The organism is Geomicrobium sp. JCM 19038, from assembly GCF_000698125.1.
GTDB lineage: Bacteria > Bacillota > Bacilli > Bacillales > Marinococcaceae > Geomicrobium_A.
In genome coordinates this window covers 25,527-42,712 of the sequence record NZ_BAXA01000009.1, presented here as the reverse complement: position 1 = coordinate 42,712, position 17,186 = coordinate 25,527, and the positions used below count along the sequence as shown (strand labels likewise).

At 41.7% G+C, this 17,186-nt stretch carries 12 protein-coding genes and 6 pseudogenes; 9 read left to right on the top strand and 9 right to left on the bottom strand.

Features of this window, described 5'->3' with window-relative positions:
• Positions 1-78 precede the first annotated feature (78 nt).
• Entirely contained in the window at positions 79-525 is a 447-nt protein-coding gene (locus JCM19038_RS12245; protein WP_042418367.1) for a GNAT family N-acetyltransferase, read from the top strand.
• Between the two features lie 47 nt (positions 526-572).
• Here the strand turns inward: JCM19038_RS12245 and cyoE are convergent.
• Both cyoE and JCM19038_RS12235 read right to left on the bottom strand, forming a co-directional pair.
• Positions 573-1,501: pseudogene (cyoE, locus tag JCM19038_RS12240) on the bottom strand (heme o synthase).
• Positions 1,502-1,743: 242 nt separating this feature from the next.
• Positions 1,744-2,734: pseudogene (locus JCM19038_RS12235) on the bottom strand (zinc-binding alcohol dehydrogenase family protein).
• Positions 2,735-2,860: 126 nt separating this feature from the next.
• Here JCM19038_RS12235 and JCM19038_RS12230 point away from each other — a divergent pair.
• The 3 genes and pseudogenes from JCM19038_RS12230 (at position 2,861) to JCM19038_RS12220 (ending at position 6,492) form a co-directional block, all read left to right on the top strand.
• Entirely contained in the window at positions 2,861-3,679 is an 819-nt protein-coding gene (locus JCM19038_RS12230) for a YitT family protein (protein WP_238554400.1), read from the top strand.
• 189 nt (positions 3,680-3,868) lie between these two features.
• Positions 3,869-5,205 (top strand): annotated as a pseudogene (locus JCM19038_RS12225) (Na+/H+ antiporter family protein).
• A 127-nt stretch (positions 5,206-5,332) separates the two neighbouring features.
• Positions 5,333-6,492: pseudogene (locus JCM19038_RS12220) on the top strand (MFS transporter).
• A 271-nt stretch (positions 6,493-6,763) separates the two neighbouring features.
• On the opposite strand, the gene JCM19038_RS12215 reads toward JCM19038_RS12220, so the two are convergent.
• From JCM19038_RS12215 to JCM19038_RS12200, 4 genes are all read right to left on the bottom strand, one after another.
• Complete coding sequence (locus tag JCM19038_RS12215; protein ID WP_042418365.1) at positions 6,764-7,435, bottom strand: ABC transporter ATP-binding protein; 672 nt, start codon at positions 7,433-7,435, stop codon at positions 6,764-6,766.
• Positions 7,435-8,505, bottom strand: coding sequence for an ABC transporter permease (locus JCM19038_RS12210; protein ID WP_042418363.1), 1,071 nt, complete (start codon positions 8,503-8,505; stop codon positions 7,435-7,437). The genes JCM19038_RS12215 and JCM19038_RS12210 overlap by 1 nt, the downstream gene beginning before the upstream one ends.
• A 77-nt stretch (positions 8,506-8,582) precedes the next feature.
• Complete coding sequence (locus JCM19038_RS12205) at positions 8,583-9,941, bottom strand: cell wall metabolism sensor histidine kinase WalK (protein ID WP_042418360.1); 1,359 nt, start codon at positions 9,939-9,941, stop codon at positions 8,583-8,585.
• The gene (locus JCM19038_RS12200; protein WP_042418357.1) at positions 9,938-10,612 is read right to left on the bottom strand and encodes a response regulator transcription factor; all 675 of its coding nucleotides are present in this window, start codon (positions 10,610-10,612) and stop codon (positions 9,938-9,940) included. The genes JCM19038_RS12205 and JCM19038_RS12200 overlap by 4 nt, the downstream gene beginning before the upstream one ends.
• Before the next feature lie 135 nt (positions 10,613-10,747).
• On the opposite strand from JCM19038_RS12200, the gene JCM19038_RS12195 reads away from it, so the two are divergent.
• Together JCM19038_RS12195 and JCM19038_RS12190 are read left to right on the top strand one after the other, a co-directional pair.
• Positions 10,748-11,299, top strand: a complete 552-nt coding sequence (locus JCM19038_RS12195; protein ID WP_042418354.1) for a hypothetical protein — start codon at positions 10,748-10,750, stop codon at positions 11,297-11,299.
• Positions 11,300-11,332: 33 nt separating this feature from the next.
• The gene (locus JCM19038_RS12190; protein WP_042418351.1) at positions 11,333-12,271 is read left to right on the top strand and encodes a hypothetical protein; all 939 of its coding nucleotides are present in this window, start codon (positions 11,333-11,335) and stop codon (positions 12,269-12,271) included.
• Here JCM19038_RS12190 and JCM19038_RS12185 read toward each other — a convergent pair.
• Positions 12,268-13,343, bottom strand: a pseudogene (locus JCM19038_RS12185) (ethanolamine utilization protein EutH). The gene JCM19038_RS12190 and the pseudogene JCM19038_RS12185 overlap by 4 nt on opposite strands.
• Before the next feature lie 5 nt (positions 13,344-13,348).
• A pseudogene (locus tag JCM19038_RS21875) lies at positions 13,349-13,716 on the bottom strand (VOC family protein).
• Positions 13,717-13,893: 177 nt separating this feature from the next.
• Between JCM19038_RS21875 and JCM19038_RS12175 the strand changes: the two are divergent.
• Positions 13,894-14,367, top strand: coding sequence for a glutathione peroxidase (locus JCM19038_RS12175; protein WP_042418348.1), 474 nt, complete (start codon positions 13,894-13,896; stop codon positions 14,365-14,367).
• A gap of 145 nt (positions 14,368-14,512) precedes the next feature.
• On the opposite strand, the gene JCM19038_RS12170 is transcribed toward JCM19038_RS12175, so the two are convergent.
• Positions 14,513-15,004: a FixH family protein gene (locus JCM19038_RS12170; protein WP_052361570.1), complete on the bottom strand. Its 492-nt coding sequence runs from the start codon at positions 15,002-15,004 to the stop codon at positions 14,513-14,515.
• A 225-nt stretch (positions 15,005-15,229) separates the two neighbouring features.
• On the opposite strand from JCM19038_RS12170, the gene JCM19038_RS12165 reads away from it, so the two are divergent.
• Positions 15,230-15,895 (top strand): response regulator transcription factor, encoded by a 666-nt coding sequence (locus tag JCM19038_RS12165; protein WP_152549434.1) that lies wholly within the window; start codon positions 15,230-15,232, stop codon positions 15,893-15,895.
• An 83-nt stretch (positions 15,896-15,978) separates the two neighbouring features.
• Entirely contained in the window at positions 15,979-17,181 is a 1,203-nt protein-coding gene (locus tag JCM19038_RS12160) for a histidine kinase dimerization/phospho-acceptor domain-containing protein (RefSeq protein ID WP_193745120.1), read from the top strand.
• Positions 17,182-17,186: the final 5 nt, after the last annotated feature.

Below are 17,186 nucleotides of genomic sequence, written 5' to 3'. Positions count from 1 at the left end.
CCGGCAATAATCATTAGTCAAATATGCTAGAATACTCTTTAAGATGATTAAAGTTGAGTCAATATAGGGAGGCCATGCATGCAACTTTGTCGCTTGGATCATACGAATACGTCAACTGCAAAAGACATCCTTTCCGTCCAATGCCCTGCGTATAAAGAAGAATCCAAAATTATCGGTTTTGATGGGATTCCTTATCTGAACGATAACATAGATACGATTATGATGAGCCAAGAAACATTTATTGGTTGTTATGATGATCACTTACTCGGGTTTATCGCTTACGAAAAACGGGAAGATCATTATCAAATCACTCGGCTCTGTGTTGTACCAACACACTTTCGAAAAGGTGTCGCGAGCCGACTCGTTGATTACATCTTAACGACAAGTAAATCAGGACCAATTCACGTTCAAACCGGTAGCCTCAACACACCTGCCATTGATCTTTATCGCCGATTTGGCTTTGTTCACGACTACATCTCTGAAGCAGAACCAGGAGTGTGGTTGCAATGTTTAGTTCGCCATTAGATGCCAAAAAGATGAATGGTGTTCACCATTCATCTTTTTTGAACGTTTTAAAAGACCGTTGCAACAATGCAATACAAGATAATTGTCGCAAATAAAATACTCATATGATTTAACGAATAGATGAACATCACACGTGCCCATTTCTGCTCATCCATCTTATGATAGCCCACAATGCTCAGTACGAGCCATGCTCCACTTAGAAGAAGGGCTACGAGCACAATTCCTAGACTTAGTGGCAAGAACAAGAAACTCGCTGCAATCAGCAACACTAAGTAAAAGTTCGTTTGCAAATATGTTCTTCTTAATCCTTTAACGACTGGTAACATCGGTACAGATGCTGCCTTGTACTCATCGTGCTTACGAATCGCAATCGCATAGAAATGTGGCATCTGCCATAACAACATGACGATAAAGAGTCCTAAGACACCAGGCTCATCATGTCACTTGAAATAGCTGCCCACCCAATTAACGGTGGAACTGCACCCGAGAGACTTCCAATTTCAGTGTTATAAATGGTACGACGCTTTGTCCACATCGTGTATGGAATTACATACAAAAACAGCCCTAAGAACCCGAACAATCCTGCAAGTGGTGACGCAAAAAACAATGATATGAGTCCTAAAATCGCAAGTGCACTACCGAAGATTAATCCGTTTCGCAGTGACATAACTCCTGTCACGGTAGGACGATTCTTCGTCCGTTCCATAATTCGATCAATGTCACGATCATATAAATTATTAAATGTTCCTGCTGCACCGATGACAAAAGCTGAACCAATTGTCGCAAGCACAATTTCAGGAATCATAATTAGTGGATTTAATTGATTTGCATAAAGCGCTAGCGCCATACCGGCAAACATCGCAATTAAGTTCGACTTAACAATGCCTGTCTTTACGGTTTCGGCGATTACTTTTGAAGTACGTTGTCGTGGTATGGATAGAGAGGCAGTCGCTGACGCAGGTGCAGCCTTATCCATCGTTTTGTTGACTTTTACATTACTCCGCATGTTCCCCCTCTTTCCTATCGACTAAGTATCTTTCGTTAGTTTACCATGATTTCTATAAAAAAACCGTCATTCTACAAATAAGCTTGTGAACGTTCTGTGTAGGCATATGTTGGCACACGTCTTCAACTATTTTATCTTCGTTAATATAAAATTTCAATCCTGAAAAATATTCACATTATGTAGTAGAGAAGAGAAGAATTGAACAAAATTGTTCAATTCTTCATCTCGATAACAAGCTTGCCAATCATCGATTGTGATTGAAGTTTCTCATGTGCTTTAGCGACTGTTTGTGCGGTAAGTGGAGAATGAACTTCAGTCATCGTATGTTGAATTTCACCTTGATCGATGAACTTGCTTACCTCATTTAATAGATGATGTTGTTTAATCATCGATTCCGTTTCATACATTGCACGTGTGAACATGAATTCATAAGAAAACGTTACACTCTTCGTCTTTAACTTATTAAGGTCAACCTTCTCTTCAGAAACGATGCTCACAATCCTGCCCTCTGGAGCAACAACCTCACAAATGGCATCCCAATGCGTCGTTAGATGTGTACAACAAAAAACGTACTCTATATCATGTTTCTTTAATTGTTCATCCAATGGTTGCTGATGATTAATGACAACATCTGCACCAAGATGCTTCACCCATTCTGACGTTTTCGTACGAGAGGCTGTGGCAATCACATTTAAGCCAACTTTTTTTTGCGAGCTGGATGGCTACAGAACCGACACCTCCTGCACTGCCTACGATCAGTAGTTGTTTTCCTTTATTGTCCTCAACATCTTTTGAAACATTCAAGCGATCAAACAGCCCTTCGTAAGCTGTAATTGTCGTAAGTGGCATTGCTGCAGCTTCACCAAAAGACAATGATGCCGGCTTTTGGCCAACGATTCGCTCATCTACAAGATGATACTCACTGTTTGTCCCTGCTTTCGTCACATCACCTGCGTAATAGACGTGATCGCCGGGCATAAACAATGTAACCTCCTCACCGACTTCTTCAACGATTCCAGATGCATCATACCCAAGAATTCTTGGATGCTTCTCATCTTCAGTTCCTGCCTTAAATTGCTTCGTATCAACCGGGTTCACCGACACTGCTTGGACACTGACTACGAGATTACGCCCCGTCGCTTTTGGCTTCTCGACCGAAACATCCTGTAATTGTGAGCCTTTATAAAACCCTACCGCTTTCAACACATCACAACCTTTCCAGTTATTCTCACTTCATTTTAAGGAAAAGTACGAAATTTGTCACAATGGAAGTGTTAAGATAATCTCGCCTACAACAATTCCAATAGAGAGAGAAAGGAAGTGTTTTGCGTGAGAATCGCTAAAGATTTAGCCCTCATGACATCTGGAACGTTTTTATTTGCCTTATCCATCACTTTACTTTCAATGCCAAATCAACTGGCAGAAGGTGGGGTTGCTGGTTTATCTTTACTGCTTTATTACGCGGTGGAGTTATCCCCTGCACTCGTTACATTAATCGTGAATGGAGTTCTACTCATCATCGGTTACCGATTGTTACCAAGAAGAATGGTCATGCTTTCAATTCTGAACATTCCGTTATTGTCGTTATTCATTTACTTCACAGAGAATCTTGGTCAACCGATTGATGATCCACTGATTGCAGCGATTTTCGCTGGGTTACTTACTGGCTTTGGCTTCGGTTTGATCTTTCGTGGGAGCTCTACGATGGGTGGTACTTCAATTGTTGCACGAATGTTGAACTACCGATTTGGCTGGGATTTAACTGCCACGAACTTTGTGTTGGACCTTCTCATTGTTTTAAGTGGAATGTTTGTTATCGGTCCTCAGCTCACCATGTATACGATCGTTGCACTCTTTATCGGCAAAAAAGCGACAGATTTTATTCTTGAAGGAATCAATACTAGAAAAGCTGTGAACATTGTTTCTCCTCGTGCCGAGGAAATCGCAGATGCTGTCATCGAAAAAATGTCAGCTAGCGCAACGGTCTTCTCAGGGCACGGCATGTACACGAAAGAATCACGTGATGTGATTTATATTGTGATTCAAACCCCACGTCTTTTTTATTTAAAAAAGATCATCGAGGAAGTCGATGAGCACGCTTTTATCGTTGTTCATAACGTAAAAGATGTGTCTGGTGAACATTCTTAATGAAAAAACATAAACGCCGACGCTTAAATCTTACGACTCGAAATGAAAACAGTGATTATTCCGTTTAAGTTGTTGCAGCCGAGCTTCTCGGCTGCTTTTTTGTATTGACAAAAATGAAGGAGCAATGATAGCATACATTTTATCGTATTAGTGATTTATCGAACTAAAGTATTTTAGAGGATGATTTCTATGAATGCTGTCGTTATTGCCGTTTTATTAATGATTGTCTTAAGCTTAATGCGCGTCCATGTCGTTATTTCCCTCATCATCGCAGCCTCGTCGGTGGCTTGCTCGGTGGATTAGGGTTTGAAGGGACTATAGAGACATTTTCCGATGGTCTCGGCGATAGTGCCAGTATCGCTCTTAGTTATGCAGTACTCGGAGCGTTTGCTGTTGCGCTCTCCAAAACTGGTTTGCCCCGCTTACTTGTGGACATCTCAATTAAAATTGTCGGTAAAAAGGGTGAATCGCGCTCCAAAGCGTTGCCGAAAGCGCTGATCTTTTTAATTATCTTTACAATCTCATGTATGTCACAAAACGCGATTCCTATTCATATTGCTTTTATTCCAATTCTAATCCCGCCAATTCTGCAAGTTCTTAATGAATTAGCGATTGACCGCAGAGCCATTGCAACCGTTATGACTTTCGGATTAAAAGCACCATACATGCTACTGCCATTTGGTTTCGGCGCTATTTTCCACGGCATCGTCATAGAAAATACTGAAGCAAATGGGATGAGCTCCGACATATTTGAGTCATCCACTGCAATGACTACTGCAATGCTTATCCCAACACTTGGAATGTTTTTCGGTTTACTCGTTGCAGTGTTCTTCTCCTATCGAAAGTCTAGACAGTATGAAAACCGCCCACTTGAAGCCGGTCAGGAAAATGGTGAGCAAGCAACGTACTCCGTCTACTCACTTATCAGTGCCATTATTGCCGTTGTTGCGACCATCATCATTCAACTACTCTATGACAGTATGATCTTTGCTGGTGTAGCCGGTTTAATCGTGCTCGTCTTTAGTCGCTCGGTTCGCTTTAAAGAGTCCGATGCACTCCTTACTGAAGGAATGAAAATGATGGCATTCATCGGCTTTGTTATGATTGCGGCATCAGGTTTTGCAGAAGTTATTCGTGAAACGGGTCATGTCGAACAAATTGTTGCAGTATCGACGAATTGGATGGGTGATAGTAAAGGTTTAGCTGCGATCGTCATGATTCTAATCGGCTTACTCATTACGATGGGGATTGGATCATCGTTTGCAACTATACCAATTATCGCTGCACTATTCGTCCCAATCTGTGCTGCAATGGGCTTTAGCCCGCTCGCAACCCTTTCTTTAATTGGTACCGCAGGCGCAATTGGTGATGCAGGTGCTCCAGCATCTGATAGTACACTCGGTCCAAGTGCCGGTTTAAATGCAGATGGTCAGCACAACCACATTTGGGATACGTGTGTACCGACCTTTTTACACTTTAATATCCCACTCGTGATTTTCGGCTGGATAGCTGCAGTCATCCTCTAACTTTTTAGCAAGCGACTTACTATAAGTCGCTTGTTTTTTATGTTTCGTGTGTCGAACTTGTTGTTTTGATTTAACTACAGTAGAATGGAGCAGTTAGATTTCTTTACAAAGAAGAAGGTGGAACATCATGAACTTCAAAGTCTATGTCTTAGCAGTCTCAGCATTTGTCGTTGGAATGGTCGAACTGATCATCGGAGGTATTCTCCCGATCATCTCCGAAGACCTCGGCGTCTCTGTCGGTGCCGCCGGTCAATTAATTACCATCTTTGCACTTGTCTTTGCCGTAAGTGGACCCGTTCTACTCTCATTAACGAGCAAATATGAACGAAAATACTTATACCTTATCGCCTTAACGATCTTTTTCTTTGCTAATATTGGGGCATTTCTAAGTCCAAATTACGCGATACTCGTCTTCTTTCGAGTCATCACTGCAATGAGTGCATCGTTAATTATCGTGCTCTCGCTAACCATTGCACCAAAAATTGTAAAACCTGAATATAAATCACGCGCCATCGGAATTATTACAATGGGCGTTAGCTCAGCGCTCGTCCTCGGCGTACCGCTCGGTGTTTTAATCGGCGAAGCATTCGGCTGGCGAATCCTGTTCTTGATCATTGCATTTATGACACTCATCGCTGCACTCGTCATTATGAAATTCCTTGATCCTATTAAACCTGAACAAGTGAGCACCGTACGTGAACAACTTCGCTCGTTACGACACGTAAAGCTCTCGACCGCTCATATTGTCACCTTACTCGTTTTAGCCGGACACTACACGTTTTACGCGTACTTTGCAGAGTTTCTAAATGTAACGATGCAAGTCGAGCCTTTCTGGGTCAGCGTTGCGTTCTTCGTCTTCGGTATTTCTGCAGTAAGTGGCGGTGGAATTGGTGGTTGGGTAACTGACCGCATCGGGCCCGAGCGCACCGTTATTATTTTCATCATCCTGTTCTTCTTCGTTCTCGCTTTCATCCATTTACAACCTTCTCAATCGTGCTTTTCACAATTGCCGTTGTTATTTGGGGAATGCTAAGCTGGTCCATCGCACCAGCTCAACAAGGGTACCTTATTAAGACAGCACCAAGTACGTCAGATATCCAACAAAGCGTGAACACATCAGCATTACAGTTCGGTATCGCAATCGGCTCAGGTGTCGGTGGGCTCGTCGTTAACGGCATTTCCGTACAAGCTGCTCCAATTGCCGGTAGTATTCTAGTTATTATCGCGCTTGGTTTTGCGATCTTCTCGTTCAAGCGCCCACCAATTGAAGAAGAACAAACAATATAAACTAAACCGCGGACCCTTTGAAGGTCCGCGGTTTTTCATATGGAACTGTGACAGGGGCTAATCGGGGGATGGCTACGTTTTGTCTTTTGACGGCTAGACGCGTGGTGCATGCTCGCCTTGGCTTGCTACACTATCGTCCTCGCTTGCTACACCCACGCCTTCCCTTGCTACACTATCGTCCTCGCTTGCTACACCCACGCCTTCCCTTGCTACACTAGTGCCCCCGCTTGCTACACTATCGTCCTCGCTTGTACACCCACGCCTTCGCTTGCTAACTCACTGCGCCGTCTTCTAACGTGATGACGCGGTCGCAATACGCGAGCATTCGTTCATCGTGAGTGACCATGATTGCGGCCCGCTTCTTCTGTTTCACTTGCTGAGCTAGCTGCTCAATGACGTGTTGACCCCGTTCTGTATCTAAGCTTGCGGTTGGTTCGTCGGCAAGGATTAAGTCCGGCTCGTTCATCCATGAGCGGGCAATTGCTACTCGTTGGCGTTCACCTCCTGATAAGCGTTCTGGGTAATGGTGGAGTCGATGGTGAAGACCCAGTTCGGTTAACAAGCGTTCTGCTCGATGTTCTGCGTCTTTTTTTGACTCCTTACTCAGTCGAGTCATAAGCATGAGCTGGTCTTTGACTGTTAAATACGGAAGCAAATGTGATGATTGAAAAATAAAACCGATTTGGTGGAGTCGAATGAGTTGTCGTTCTTTTTCGCTCGCATCGGCGATGTTTTTTCCATCAAGTAAAAGTTTTCCGGAAGATGGTGACAACAGTGCACCTGCAATCGATAACATCGTGCTTTTACCTGAACCGGACGGTCCGACAATCGCAACAAATTCCCCGGGAAATATGTCGAAAGAAACGTCTTTTAGAACCGTCAACGTTCGGTCACCGTCTATAAATGTCTTTTGCACATGTTGTAATGATAATTTTGCGTTCATTATTTCCCACCTCCAATGGCTTCTAACGCATCAACTTTTGCGACTTTATACAGTGACAACAACGAGCCCACAATTGCTGTTAAAAGAAATAATCCTGCACTAATAGCAACCATCGTACCTGTTAACTGAAACGGAAGTCCTTCAGGCATAATCTGTGAAGCACCTAACGTTACAACGATTGCAAGTGTTAGACTGACTGCTGAAAGAACCATCACTTGTACGAGCAAGGATTTTGCCAACACGCTTACTGGTGAACCGATCGCTTTCATAATGCCGAATTGATTCAATTTTTGAATCGTAATCACATAGAAAAATGCAGCGAGTACAAACGCAGCAATAATGTACAAAAAGACGATCATCATCGTAAGTGACCCTTGCTCGGCACTATAGCCAGGTATTCCTGCTAGAGCCTCATCCAATGTAATGACTTCACTATCTGTTAGTTGCTCTCCAACTTGTGCCGCTTCTTCTTCACTTCCGTGAATGGCAATTGTGCTTACGATAAACTCTCCATCACGCATTTCTCGCCAGTCCTCTTCATGTACGTGCATAATTGGCGCATGGCTAAATGTCTGATCTTCTGTAAAACCCGACACTTCGAATTCCATGTCGCTAGCGTTATCCGTAACAACATCTCCAATCTCAATGCCTTCCTCTTGAATGGATTCATGAATCAGCGCTTGTCCTTCACTTGGTGTTTGACCTTCAATGATCGTTGGAGCAATTGGAGAGTTTAAATCAACACTCATCATCGCAACATCAACGTTACTTGCCTCTTCTCGAATGAGCATCGTCATATGAAGACCAAAAGGTGTGGCGTCAACCTCTCCATCTTCAATTACTTGCTGGTCTTCATCAGAAACGAGAGACCTCGTTAGCTGATGTTCAGCCTCTTTATCAAGCACAAAATGATCAACATTCATCGTCTCAAGCGAAGACGCATTGTTAAACGCCAACCCTTGTGCTAAACCAGACACAAATAAAACTAGAAAAGAAATGAGAAACATAATCCCAGCAACGAGTGCATACCGAGTCTTTTCATATCGCAGTTCTTTTAAGGCTAAAAACAAAACATCCACCTTCTCACATTTAGAATTGCTTTCGCTGCACTAAACGGTAAAGGTGGAATATGAACGGAAAATGAACACTAAAACGTGACGGTAAATGTTGTGCCAATACCAACTGTACTCGTCACGTTGATGTCTGCACCATGCAAATCGACAATCTTCTTAACGATTGATAATCCTAATCCTGTGCTGTTCTGCTCATTTGTCCTCGCCTCATCTACTTTATAAAAACGCTCGTAGACGCGGTTGATTTGCTGTTCAGTCATGCCAATTCCATTGTCTTGAATCGACACCTGATCGTCTTTAAACGTAATGTGAATTGTGCCACCGGTTGGAGTGAATTTTATCGCATTAAAAATAAGGTTCTCCCATACTTGGTGAAGCAACAGAGGATCACCCGTGATCGTATACGGAAACGTATCCAACTGAATATATATGTCCTTTTGTTGAGCTTGATAAATGAGCGAACGCACAACTCCTTTAATTTGTTCTTCTAAATCGATCGTTTCTTTGTTCACAACGTCTGTTTCTTGGTCGAGCGATGCCAATGTGAGCAATTGCTTACTCAGCGATGATAGTCGCAAACTTTCTGTTTCAATGAGTTCACTGTAGGTGATTCGCTCTTTGTCTGAGATGTCGTTTGCTTGTAACGCATGAGACGTAGCCGAAATTGTTGCTAATGGTGATTGAATTTCATGAGACACATTCGAGACAAACTCTTGTCGCATCGCATCGAGTTGACCCAATTCTCTACTCATTGATTTGAAGTGCTTCGCTAATTGACCAATCTCATCTTGCCTTCTTACGTTTAAATCTACTTGAAATTCACCTTCTGATATTTGCTTTGTAGCTTCGGTTAGCGACACGATCGGTTTAACGATTCGCTTCGCTGCAATCGCAATAAACAGGAAACTAAACAAAAGAGTTAATACGAGAAGAATCGCTAAAAATGAACGGAACTCACCGAGGTTCTGTTCAACATCTGGACGGATAAATAATGCATAGCGCTCTCCTTCGATCTGAACTGGGACCCCGATCGTGTTTGTCGCAACGTTGTTAAAGAATCCTGTCACAAACCACTCAAACTCTTGTGCTGTGATTCCTCGATATACCGTTCCTTCTAACACTTCGGCTATTACTTCACCCGGAATTGAAGCATCACGGTAAGGTGTACCATAGTGGCTTGAATAACCACTCTCTTGCAAAAGTGTGACTTGATAACCTAACTCTCCCGCATGAATCAAGTAATCTTCGTGATACGTGCTAGGCAAATCTGTTAGAAACTGAGCTACATCTCGCGCAGTTTGTTCAATCTTTTCTTCATTTTGCTCTTGTAATACGAATTGGTAATAACCATTTGCTAGAGTAAAAGCTAATAAACTACTTAAAATCATGACCGTAAATGTAATCAAGAGCATGCGCACATAAAAACTTCTCATGAATGCACGTCCAACTTATACCCGACACCTCGAACGGTTTTAATGTGCACTGATTTGCTAATCTCACTAAAACGTTCCCGTAATCGCTTAATATGTACATCAACCGTGCGGTCGTCTCCTTCATAATCAAACCCCCACACAAGTTCAATCAACATTTCCCTCGTGAATGTACGGCCCGGGAAGCTAGCCAGCTGAGAAAGTAGTTCAAATTCTTTTAGTGGCAAAAACATCGTCCGGTCTTCACAACGAACTTCAAAGCTTTTCCGGTCAATCGCCAAGTCGCCTACACTAATTTCTTGTTCATTCGGTTTGTGATATCGACGCAGCAATGCTTTCATACGAAACGCTAACTCTTTCACTTCAAAAGGCTTCGTCATATAATCATCAGTCCCTACAGCAAACCCACGCTCTTTATCACGTAATTGGTCTTTTGCTGTAAGCATGAGAATGGGGATTTCATAGTGTTCACGTAGTTGCCCAGCGAGCTCGTACCCCGACATTTTTGGCATCATAAGATCAACAATTGCAAGTTGAATTCGGGTTGTTTCCATCACTTCGAGGGCTTCAACACCATCTTTTGCTTCGATAACATGATACCCTTCACGCTCCAAATGCTCTCTCACAAAACCTCGTAGATTTGCATCATCATCAGCGAGTAAAATCGTAGTCATATGATCCCTACTTTCCGTCCTTCTTTTCCCCATTATGAAAACAAATCGTTTTTAAAAGCAAGTTTGAAGATGATCTTGTCGAGGTAATTCTAGCTGTGGGATAATGTTCGTAACCTACTAAAAGAGGAGGAAGCTATGAACGATTTATTGCATTACCATAGTGATTTAGCAGATCGTTCTCGATTAGGTTCTCCAATGCTTTTTGCAGGATCGCTGTATTGGCTTTTTGTAGCATTGTGCACGACGTTCTTGCCTGAAACAGCATTTCCATGGATCTATCTCTATTCCCTAGCTTTTGTACTTCCTTTAGGTGTTTTACTAGCAAAGTTTTTACACGTTGATTTATATCCTAAGAATAATCCTTTCACGATGCTCATCGGTATTATCAGCGGCATTCAATTGTTTTTCATTCCAGTTATCATCTATTTCGCGTTAGTGCAGCCAATGCAATTGTTGTTTGCTATTGGCGTTATGTATGGCGCTCATTTTTTCCCGTATATGTGGGTCTATCAAACGCACCTTTATACGATTTTTAGTGTTACGATTGTAGCAATTAGTACGATTTTTTTATTAGCACCCCTTTCCTTACATTTTTATTTACCATTATCTTTATTTATTGTTTATACATTATTCGGGATTTTTGCTCATACACAATCTAAACGGTTGCAACGATCTGGAGCGAAGTAATTGCCCGGGAAATAACGAATTGGAGGGTCAAAAATGTTTGAAACTCAACGGAAATCCTTGATAGAGGCAGAAAACAACAAACTTCTATATAAAAAATGGAGCTTAGATTTACAGCGAGCAGAACAGTATTTACAAACTGAAACGGCTAAGAAGAATACTTTACTAGAAGAACTCCATTCCTTAGAAAAACGAGTCGAGCAATTGGAACGTTTGTCATTCTCTACGTTATTCTACACAGTTGTAGGAAAAAAGATTGATGAAATTGATGAACGACAACAATCTGTTTTATCGACACAACTGAAATTTAAAGAAGCCGAAAGAACAGTCGAAGATTTAAAACGAGAAATAGACGAATACAAACGCAATTTACAACAACTAGAAAATGCGAAAGACGATTATGAACACGTTTTTGAAGAAAAGCGTCTATCACTCATTCAGCACAATCCTGAGCTTCACCAACAATTGAGTGATTTCGAAGTAAGAGAAGCACAGCTTTATGCTGAACTTAATGAGTTAGATGACGTTTTCGCTGCAGGTGAGAAAGCCGCGTCAGCAATAAAAAATGCGCTTAACACGATTCAAAGTGCTAGAAATTACTCAACCTACGATATCTTCTTTGGAGGCATGATTGCGACTGGGTTGAAACACCAACGAATGGATGATGCGAGTGATGATATTCATAAAGCTCAAACTTCACTTCGTCATTTTCAAGAAGAACTTATGGACCTTGAAGAATTAACCGATCATTCGTTACAGATTGGCAACTTCCTTACTTTCGCTGACTACTTCTTCGATGGCTTTATCGTTGACCTTACAGTACACAATCGAATTACTGAATCAAAACAACAAGTCGAGGATATGGAAAATACTGTTAATCAACTCCTTGAACAAGTCACTGCTCAACAAGAACAACAAAAAAACGAGCTGCACCATGTGCAGACTCGCTACCAACAACTCGTTAAAGAAGCTTAAGGCATTGACTTTGTAACAGAATAAGCGACGACAAGTGCCAAGACGCCTGCAGTCAACTTGCCTACGACCATTGCACTCACGTAATCGGCATCAATTCCAGCCACGAACCTAAGTGCCCCCCAAATACAAACGCTCCAGCTACTGCAAACGAGGCCACGAGTACTTTTCCTCTCGGGTTCATCTCGTGAAAAAGATGAAATGCAGGAATCGCATGAGCGAGAGACGCGAGCAGCCCTGTGCTGCTCTCTTTATTGATCCCTATTCGTTCGCCAAATGATTGCAATGGTTTACGCAATGCTTTTGACAGTAAATACGTTAGCGGTATTGCTCCTGCTAGTACGAGAACAATACGTCCTACAATCGCCATGCTTTCTTCAATTGGTGTAATTCCAGACACTTCGACGCCTGGAAAAATGGCGTCCATCATTAGCACACTTAATCCAATGACAGCGATCACTGTCACTGTGCGCCCTAACCATGTAAAGATCTGTACAGTCCCTTCTGGCTTCCATGAGAGTCCAATGATAATAATAATTGAAGCCCCGATAGCTGGAATTAAGTTTATTAGCATCATCGACAATGGAAAGCCTGCCACGAACCCTCCTAACAAACAGCCGATTGGCGCACAAATAATACCTAATAAGATTCCTCTAATGAAATAACTCACATCATCTTTATGAATGATTCCAAGTGCTACTGGTACGGTAAAAGACAGTGTAGGTCCATACATCGTCCCAAGTAAAACCCAAGCGAACAATGCTGCTTCCTCGCTATACGACAACGTTTCTGCCATAGCATAGCCACCCATGTCGAGTGCTAAGACCGTATTGATGACTGCCGCTGGATCAATTCCTGTATATATGTATAATGGTTCACTTACAATCGCAAGACCATTTGCTATAATCGGCGCTATCGTAACCATTCCGACAATGACAATCATTAACGAACCGAGCATAGCAAAGGCTTGCTGAAACTGATTGCCGAGTCCAAACTTATTCCCTAGCACATAATCGAACGCCGCGATGATAAATCCTATACTCAGAATAAGCAAAATATAATCGTTAATTGTCATGATATTTAATCCGTAAACGTCATCGGCTTCTTTTCATCTTTATAATATTTGATTCGCCCTTTTAAACTGCCTGTATGGAATTCAAATAAATGGCCATCAGGATCTCTAAAATAAATCGAGTCACCTTCGTGCTCTTTATCTCTTGGGCGACCAAGCGTATAAGATATACCTAGCCTTTGAAAACGTTCCTTCTGTTCTTCTAATTCCTCTTCAGTCACGGTAAACGCAAGATGAGTATACGATTCTTCAATTTCGTTTCTGCTAATGTCTTGTTGTACGTTTAACGCAAACCAAACACCACCAATATCGTAATACGCCATCTTTTCACCTTCTACCAACGTTTCGCACCTAGCGCGTTCTCAAAGAGTGCCATAGAACGAGCCAAATCTGAAACGGAGTAGGTGATATGATTCAACTTCAACGTATACTCCCCCTTTTCCCTATACAGTGTACCATGATTTTTATTATGTTCTGACAATGCATTGTATGAGCGCATTGCTTTGTTTTAGCCTTTACAATCAGATAAAATGGAGAAAAGGAGGATTTCTACATGTCAGTCTTTGATTACACCGTTAAAAAGCCCGATGGAGAAGACTTCCCACTGTCTGAATACGATGGAGACGTTTTACTAATCGTAAACACGGCTTCAAAATGTGGATTTACAAATCAATTTGATGGACTTGAAGAGTTGCATCAAAACTATAAAGATCAAGGATTACGAGTTCTCGGTTTCCCAAGCAATCAATTCATGAATCAAGAACCATTAAAAGACGAAGAAATGGAAGAAGCATGCAAGCTTAATTTCGGAGTCACGTTCCCTCTTTTCCAAAAAACGAATGTTAAAGGAAAAGACGCAAACCCATTATTTAAGCACCTAAGGGAACAACAAAAAGGATTGTTCGGTGAAGATATCAAATGGAACTTCACAAAGTTCCTCGTCGACCGAGACGGTAATGTCGTCAAACGCTTCGCACCAAAGGACAAGCCAGCACAACTTGAAGACGATATTAAGAAGACGTTGTAATTCATATAAAACCAGAGGCAGCCTTTCGCTACCTCTGGTTTTTACTTTGATAAGTAATTATATGCCCGTTGACTAAGTATTGCACTGCTAAAGGGAAGGTATCTTCGTCGAACATTCTCCTTTTATCATTTTTTGTACTAGATATTCACCCATCAATTTTTGTAGCGTCGATCTCACTATGATCATAATTTGACCGATCTTCCATTGGTCCTTCTTCAATTCTTGACTGGTCTTGTTTCGTATAATCTCCGATGAGTATTCCTTTGAGTGGCATTACGTGATATCCTTTTGCGGTCACGTGTGTTTGAACGAAATAGGCACCACTTTCATTGAATGTGTAGTTAATTTCATAGACTCCATTCTCAACGTGTGATGCGGAGATGATGTCACCATTCGCTCGTTCATCTGCCTTCCAAATCTCAAAATCTACGTGTTGGGCATTTTCTATCGCTTCGTCGCCTTGACTTATACGAACGGCCAGTTCGTGATTTCCAGTTTCTTCGAACTCATAATCAAATAATACGTCTACTTCAACGATTTCCATCATTTCATTCGTGGCATTATTATCAACTTCTTCATTTGAACACCCAAACAGAATTGCACAACTTGCAACGGCTACTAAGGATCTCTTCAACACATCGATCAACTCCTTTCCTCTTACTCTATTCTATACTTGTGAAATTTCCGTGAGGTTCGTCCATTTAAAGTTCCAAGTTTCGTTTCGTAAAGCTCACAATTACTTCACAATTTTACGATATGCTAACGTAAAATACAGACCGGTGTACGAGACAATCATGGATTGGCTATACTAAGAAGATACAGAGGAAAATGAAGCTCTGGGGGGTCCATTTTGAGTAAAGACATGTTGATTTTAGTCGTAGATGACGAAAAACAATTAATTGAGCTAATTAAACCTGTACTTGAAGCTGAACGTTACGACGTCGTTACCGCTTCTAACGGGGTTGAGGCTCTGGAAATTCTTCGTACACAAAAAATTCAGCTTGTGTTATTAGATGTGATGATGCCTGGCATGGATGGATTTCAGCTCTGTCATGAGATCCGTCTACAATCAGACATTCCAATTATTATGCTAACAGCTAGAGGCGAAGAAGAAGAACGGGTACACGGACTTCGGCTCGGTGCAGATGATTACATCGTAAAACCTTTTGGACTTGAGGAACTGCTGGCAAGAATCCAAGCTGTTTTAAGGCGTTTTGGACATTCAAATCAAAAGAACGTCTTGTCTTTTGAGAATTTGATGATCCATGTTGATTCTAGAACTGTGACAGTCGATGGTGAGCGACTTTCTTTATCAAAAAAAGAATTCGACTTGTTGCTTTTTCTTTGTGAGCATCCCTCTCACGTTTTTTCTAGAGAGCATTTGCATGAGATTTTATGGGACAAGGATGGTTCACCATCGACACTAAGAACGGTCGATACACATGTTAAAACACTTCGGGTAAAACTGAAATCTGCGAAACATATGATTTCTACAGTTTGGGGAGTTGGCTATAAATTTCAAAGTTAATGGAACGATTTAAATCATTACATGTTCGCATTTGGTTGGCGTTAGGAATACTTTTTATAACCATTGTTTTTGTAGGTATGTATGTGATTTCGTTTTTATATGAACGACTGTATGTCGATGAACAAATTAACTCTTTGATGACTTCTGGTGAGGAATTGCAAAGTGTCTATCATAATTATGACTCAGAGAGTGCGTTTTTATGGCGAGTACAGTGGACCGACCAAAGCTTAGGTGCTGATGTTGCTTTTCTTACAGACGAGCACCCTCTAATTTCAGAAGGCAATTCGGACAACGGTGGCATTCACCTTGATTTCGTTGATGCAACGGAGAGACAAGCGCTTGAATCGGGTGAAACAGTCGTGATGTTACGAAATCACCCTAGTTACGATCAAGAGATTCTCGGTGTAGCGGTTCCGCTCAATGAAAACCAAGAACTCACTGGTGTGATTCTTCTCTCTCAACCGTTAGCTAGTGTGTACGAACCGCTAGGTGAATTACGTGTACTTGCGTTACTCTTACTCGCGATCGTCATTGCACTGTTAATTGTGACAGGGAGGGTAATCTCCTTAGAAGCTATTAAGCCGATTCAACAAATGCAGCATACAGCTCTAAAGATGGCCGAAGGAAAATTCCAGGAACGCGTACATCATCAACCGCGTTCAATTGAGTTGAAACGCTTAGGTGAATCATTAAATTATTTAGCACAAACATTGGAAGAAGAAGAGAAAACTCGTAGAACCTTTATCGGTAACGTGTCTCACGAGCTTCGAACGCCTCTTAGCTATATTAAAGGCTATGCAGAAGCTATTGAGAAAAATGTCGTTGATCAAAAGACGGGAATTACGATTATCCAATCGGAAACTGAATCAATGTTACACCTCACGAATGATCTTCTTGATTTAACGAAGCTTCAAAGTGTTACGTATACGATTGAGCAAGAACCTGTCGCGTTTGCTGAAATCGTACATGACCTTATTACACGTATGGAAATTACGGCAAACCGTCATAACATTCAAATTCAGCGAAACCTAGATGATGCTGCAATCATTACTGGTGATGCCAAACGCCTTGAGCAAGTCGTTCGTAACTTACTGGATAATGCCATTCACTATTCTAACCCTGCTACGACAATTTACGTATCATTGATCCCCTGGAAAGACCAACACTATCGTCTCACGATTCAAGACGAAGGCGTAGGCATTCCAAAAGATCAATTGGCGTATATTAAAGATCGTTTTTATCGGGTGAACGACGCAAGAACACGGACTGATGGGGCACGGGATTAGGACTT

Coding starts and splice junctions, on each gene's coding strand:
- JCM19038_RS12245 (WP_042418367.1), top strand. CDS start 79: ATGCAACTTTGTCGCTTGGATCATACGAATACGTCAACTGCAAAAGAC.
- JCM19038_RS12215 (WP_042418365.1), bottom strand. CDS start 7,435: ATGAACGCAAAATTATCATTACAACATGTGCAAAAGACATTTATAGAC.
- JCM19038_RS12205 (WP_042418360.1), bottom strand. CDS start 9,941: ATGAGAAGTTTTTATGTGCGCATGCTCTTGATTACATTTACGGTCATG.
- JCM19038_RS12200 (WP_042418357.1), bottom strand. CDS start 10,612: ATGACTACGATTTTACTCGCTGATGATGATGCAAATCTACGAGGTTTT.
- JCM19038_RS12195 (WP_042418354.1), top strand. CDS start 10,748: ATGAACGATTTATTGCATTACCATAGTGATTTAGCAGATCGTTCTCGA.
- JCM19038_RS12190 (WP_042418351.1), top strand. CDS start 11,333: ATGTTTGAAACTCAACGGAAATCCTTGATAGAGGCAGAAAACAACAAA.
- JCM19038_RS12175 (WP_042418348.1), top strand. CDS start 13,894: ATGTCAGTCTTTGATTACACCGTTAAAAAGCCCGATGGAGAAGACTTC.
- JCM19038_RS12165 (WP_152549434.1), top strand. CDS start 15,230: ATGTTGATTTTAGTCGTAGATGACGAAAAACAATTAATTGAGCTAATT.